The 4,963-nt window shown below is 39.3% G+C and carries 6 protein-coding genes; all 6 read left to right on the top strand.

Annotated features, from left to right (window positions below; translation table 11 throughout):
• The coding region (locus HP456_RS19805; RefSeq protein WP_281358096.1) for a 3-oxoacyl-ACP synthase III family protein at window positions 1-373 on the top strand (373 nt) is incomplete at its 5' end.
• Window positions 374-378: 5 nt separating this feature from the next.
• Window positions 379-633 (top strand): acyl carrier protein, encoded by a 255-nt coding sequence (locus HP456_RS19800; RefSeq protein WP_172254306.1) that lies wholly within the window; start codon window positions 379-381, stop codon window positions 631-633.
• A 55-nt stretch (window positions 634-688) separates the two neighbouring features.
• Complete coding sequence (locus HP456_RS19795; protein WP_172254304.1) at window positions 689-1,864, top strand: beta-ketoacyl-[acyl-carrier-protein] synthase family protein; 1,176 nt, start codon at window positions 689-691, stop codon at window positions 1,862-1,864.
• A gap of 14 nt (window positions 1,865-1,878) precedes the next feature.
• Entirely contained in the window at window positions 1,879-2,292 is a 414-nt protein-coding gene (locus HP456_RS19790) for a 3-hydroxyacyl-ACP dehydratase FabZ family protein (protein WP_172254302.1), read from the top strand.
• Window positions 2,293-2,451: 159 nt separating this feature from the next.
• Window positions 2,452-3,693, top strand: a complete 1,242-nt coding sequence (locus HP456_RS19785; protein ID WP_172254300.1) for a beta-ketoacyl-[acyl-carrier-protein] synthase family protein — start codon at window positions 2,452-2,454, stop codon at window positions 3,691-3,693.
• A 1-nt stretch (window position 3,694) separates the two neighbouring features.
• Window positions 3,695-4,963: efflux RND transporter permease subunit (locus HP456_RS19780; protein WP_172254298.1), on the top strand; the 1,269-nt coding region annotated here is incomplete at its 3' end.

Genomic DNA, 4,963 nt, shown 5'->3' with positions numbered 1-4,963 from the left:
CCAATACATTAAAATGGATGGAAGAGAAGTCTGGAAGATGGCCACAAAAAAGATACCTTCTTCAATGAGGAAGGTCATTCAGAAAGCAGGCCTGGCTGTCCAGGATATTGACCATTTCCTCATACACCAGGCGAATCTGAATATTGTAAAGGCTGCGCTGGAAGAATTGGATGTACCTGAGACAAAAACCACTTTTACTGTACAAGATTATGCTAACACGGGATCTGCGAGTTTATTTTCTGTGTTGTACAAAGCATTAAGCGAAAAAAGGATAGCCGAAGGCGACTATATTGTTTTTTCAGCCATAGGAGCAGGATTCATGTGGGGATCCCTCTGCTTAAAATACACTCAAAATGAATTGAAAGGATGTTAATAGCTATGAAACATTTAATCAAAAAAGAATTTGTAGAATCGTATAATCTATCCGTTTCTCCTGACGAAATACAAGACGATATCCACTTATTTGGGGAAAAATCACCTTATGGTTTAGATTCAATGGATGTTCTATTATTTATCAATCTTATGAAGAATAAATTTGACCTTCAATTGGAAGCAATCAGCACGACAAGTTTTCAAACTGTCAATAACATTGTTGACTTTATAGAAAAACAAAAACAACAATCTTCTTTATGATACTCTCAATAATCCCTGCTCTGCAGGGATTATTTCAAAGGAGGGAGAAAGCATCTTGGAGTTTCACGCAGCTATAACTGGATATGGAATGATTAATCATTTAGGAATGAATGCTCAAGCGGTTTGGCAGAGAATTCAAGAAAACCATAAAACAGAAAAGGAAGCTCCTCCATTCAATGAAAACCAAGGCGCAAGTGGAATTGACATTGAGGGGTATTTCGAGAAAAAGGAAATGAAAAGACTCGACAGTTTTGCTCACTATGCTATTGCTTCGTCAATGGAAGCACTATCACAAGCCAACATAAGGAATTTCAATGAAAAACAAAAGATGGGAGTCTACATTGGGGCTTCAGGTAATGGAGCGGATAAATTTTTACTGGACAATCATAGCTTATTACTGCAGAGAGGTCCGAAAAGAGTAAGTCCTTATTATTCTTCTGCCTCAATGATAAACTCTCCCCCCGCAGAAATAGCCATCAAACATGGACTTCATGGACCGTCCGGAACTATTATCGCAGGCGAGACGAGCAGTCTGATGGCTATAGGACAAGGACTAAGGGCAATTCGAAATAAGGAAACGACACTTATGTTAGCAGGAGGGACACAAGGGGATATATCAAATCTTACAAAAGAAGGATATGAAAGTTTAAAAATCACAAGTCCCGATAAAAATGCCTATAATCCGTTTACTGCAAATAGTCAAGGTGCGGTTTTACGTGCTGGTGCCGGATCAATCGTAATGGAGTCAATGAAATCTGCTGTAGAAAGAGAAATAGATATTAAGGGCATCATTATGGGTTTCAGTATGGGTACTTGCTCTGATCACTTGTATGAATCCTATGTTGAGACAATTCAATCAGCATTATCAGATGCGAAGGTCACACCTGAGGAAGTATCCCTCGTGATCCCTCAAGGAAGCGGTATCCCAACTTATGATAGGGCTGAAAAGAATGCTTTGCACGCAATTTTCTCAAAAGGTCCGGTCGCTGCCTGTCTGTTTAAAAAGGAAACCGGCAATCTTATTGCGGCAAATGGCGTTACCAATACAATTTTATCTTTACTATTTCTAACATCTTTAAGGGATAAAAAAAACACCCGGTTTTCTTTTGTTCAAGAACTAAATGAACCCTCTGTTTATCCTCGTCGCGACCTTAAACATAAGGATATAGCTTTAATCAATTGTTTTGATTTCCACGGTCATAATGCAAGCTTAGTCGTCAAGCTGGGTTGATGGAGGTAGAAAAAATGGGAGCTATCGATATACATTCAGTACTTCCGCATAGATACCCTTTCTTGCTGATTGATAAAGTAGTCAGTAAGGAAGAGTTAAAATACGCCAAAGGAATTAAAGTTGTTTCGACAGGTGATTGGTTCATCAATCGGGAAGAGAAAAATCCCAAGATGCCTGAAGTATTAATATTAGAAGCAATAGGACAATTGGGAGCCTTTGTGCTGCCGGATAAGGAGAAAAGTCTTGGCTTATTATCGGGAGTGAGGAATGTCAAATTCCTCCAATCTGTACATCCAGGTGATCAATTAGACCTGGAATTTGAAGTCATTAAACTTCGATCACAGGCATTCAAGGGGAGGGGGATTGCTTCGGTTAACGGCACCAAAGTGGCGGAAGCAGAAGAAATCACCGTATCCTACCTTAGATAATAGTACCAAAAAAGGCCCCCTTGTATGGGGCCTTTTTTGGTACTAATTCAGTGTTTTCGAAAATCAATAAAAGTTTGCGCGATTTTCTAGGTTTTTTCTTTTTATACACTAATAAAATTAGAAAGTGAGATCAATTTGATGTCGAAAGGGGATAGTTGATTGAAACGGCGAGTAGTCATAAGTGGATGTGGTGTAGTCAGCCCAATTGGAAATAGCCGGATAGACTTTTGGAATAGTCTCTCAAAAGGGATAAGTGGCGGCAGGCTAATAAGCGGTTTCGATACAGAGGGATACGGCACGAAAATTGCTGCCGAAGTAATAGGTTTTACACCTCATCCTTCTTTAGATATGGAAGAAGTGAAGTTCATGGATAACTTTGCTCAGTACGCATTGACAGCTGCACTTGAAAGCTGGGAGCACGCAGGGGTGGATCATCGGTCACTAGACCCGGGCAGGGTTGGTATTATCGTTGGATCCAGTAATGGTGGAGACCAGTTTATTCATTCGAATTATATGGACCAACTGAAGGGAGAGGCGGTTGACCCCATAAAGCATATTGGAGGAATGATCAACAGTGCGCCAATAAAAATAGCGAAGAAAATAAAAGCGACGGGGCCGGCATACTCGATTTCAACAGCATGCGCTTCTGGTACTAATGCAATAGGTGAAGCATATCGTTATATTCAATCCAATCATGCGGATGTCATGATTGCAGGCGGAACCGATGATGGTATCCAACCATTAAATGTAGCAGGTCTTGATAGAATACACGCGATGACCAGGAATAATGATCAGCCTTCTTCAGCAAGCAGGCCATTCAGTGAAGAAAGAGATGGATTTTTAATGGGATCCGGAGCAGGGATGGTCGTATTGGAAGAATATCAACATGCAGTTGAAAGAGGGGCAGTGATAATGGCTGAAATTACCGGGTACGGCTCTACCACAGATGCTTATCATATCACTGCACCTCACCCAGAAGGATTACTTGCAGCCGAAGCAATGGAAAAAGCTATTGCAGAAGCAGACATTCATCATGAACAAATTGATTATATCAATGCACACGGTACGGGTACAAAACTGAATGATGAAATGGAAGCGAAAGCGATACATAAAGTATTTGGTCAATATGGTAATAGGATTCCCGTAAATGCAATAAAATCAATGACTGGTCATATGTTGGGAGGATCGGGAGCAGTAGAAGTGATTTCCACGGTTCTTACGATCGTTAATGATCTGATTCCGGCCACGGTAAATACGGAGCCCTTTGATGAAAAGCTGAAGTTGAATGTCATAAGGGGCGAATCGTTAGCTGAATCCATTAAAGTGGCCATGACAAATTCTTTTGGATTCGGCGGTCATAATGCAAGTTTAATACTACAGGAAGTTAAAGGAGATACATAAAATGAAAAAACTGATTAATTTCTCTATTAACAATAAACTCGCCATATGGATACTGACTATTTTCATCATCATCTTTGGTACTTTTTCTGGATACTCAATGAAACTTGAAACATTGCCAAATATAAACGAACCTATTGTGGATGTCACAACGGTCTATCCGGGTGCATCCCCAAATGAAATTCTGGAAAACGTGACGGAGCCAATTGAAAGTAAGGTTTCAAATCTAGAGGGAGTGAAAAGTGTAACCTCGACTTCTTTTGAAAATGCTTCATCCGTTCAAATTCAATATGATCTAAAGAAAAATATGGAAGATGCTGAGAGTGAAGTAAAAGAAGCGGTGTATTCCCTTGGTTTACCATCTGAAACGGAAACACCAAGAGTGGCAAGGGTCAGTTATAATGATTTACCGGTACTTGTACTTGCATTAACTGATACGAAAAGCGATTTGCAAGAATTAAGCAAATATGCAGAAACGACGATAAAGAGAGAATTTGAAAGTGTAGAAGGCGTAGCAGAAATTAAGATAGTCGGGACCCATCAAAAAGAATTAGAAGTGGAATTTAATGAGGAAAATCTAAATAAATTTAATCTTAAAGAACAAACTGTCATTGATTATTTAAAATCAATCAGCAGTGATTCGCCTTTAGGCTTATACGTGGTTGATAATGAAGAGCAGTCTGCCGTGATAAAAGGGGCTGTTACTTCTTTAGAGGATTTGAAGAACTTAGAAATACCCACAGCAGCTGCTTTAGGTAATAGTTCTGAGAATGTTCAACCATTTGTTAAAATGAATGAGATTTCCAAGATTAGCGAAGTGACCAAAGAAAACTCAGTTTCTAGAATGAATGGAAAAGAAGCGATTGGAATTCAAGTCTACAAAAATGCCTCTGGAAATACTGTTCAAGTTGTAGATGAGATTCAAGAAAAAATGAACGAGGTCCAAAAAAATAATGACTCACTGGAATTCACATCAATATTGAATGAAGGAGATCCAATAAAGGATTCTGTTCACGTTATGTTTCAAAAGGCATTGATGGGAGCGGCGTTTGCGATATTAATTATTTTAATGTTTCTGAGAAACATTAAAACGACGATTATAGCAGTGGTCTCCATACCTTTATCGCTCATTATCGCGTTAATATTCTTGAATCAATTGGATATAACGCTGAATTTAATGACACTGGGTGCCATGACGGTAGCAATCGGGCGGGTCGTGGACGATTCAATTGTTGTGATTGAGAATATCTTTAGAAGAATGACGTTGAAGAGT

The organism is Bacillus haikouensis (assembly GCF_013179555.1).
Taxonomy (GTDB): domain Bacteria; phylum Bacillota; class Bacilli; order Bacillales; family Bacillaceae_B; genus Rossellomorea; species Rossellomorea haikouensis_A.
The sequence above is the reverse complement of the archived record's forward strand: the minus strand, read 5'-3'. Positions and strand labels throughout refer to the sequence as shown.

Bases quoted from the DNA above. Each gene is read 5' to 3' on its own strand.
- HP456_RS19800 (WP_172254306.1), top strand. From the start codon at position 379: ATGAAACATTTAATCAAAAAAGAATTTGTAGAATCGTATAATCTATCC.
- HP456_RS19790 (WP_172254302.1), top strand. From the start codon at position 1,879: ATGGGAGCTATCGATATACATTCAGTACTTCCGCATAGATACCCTTTC.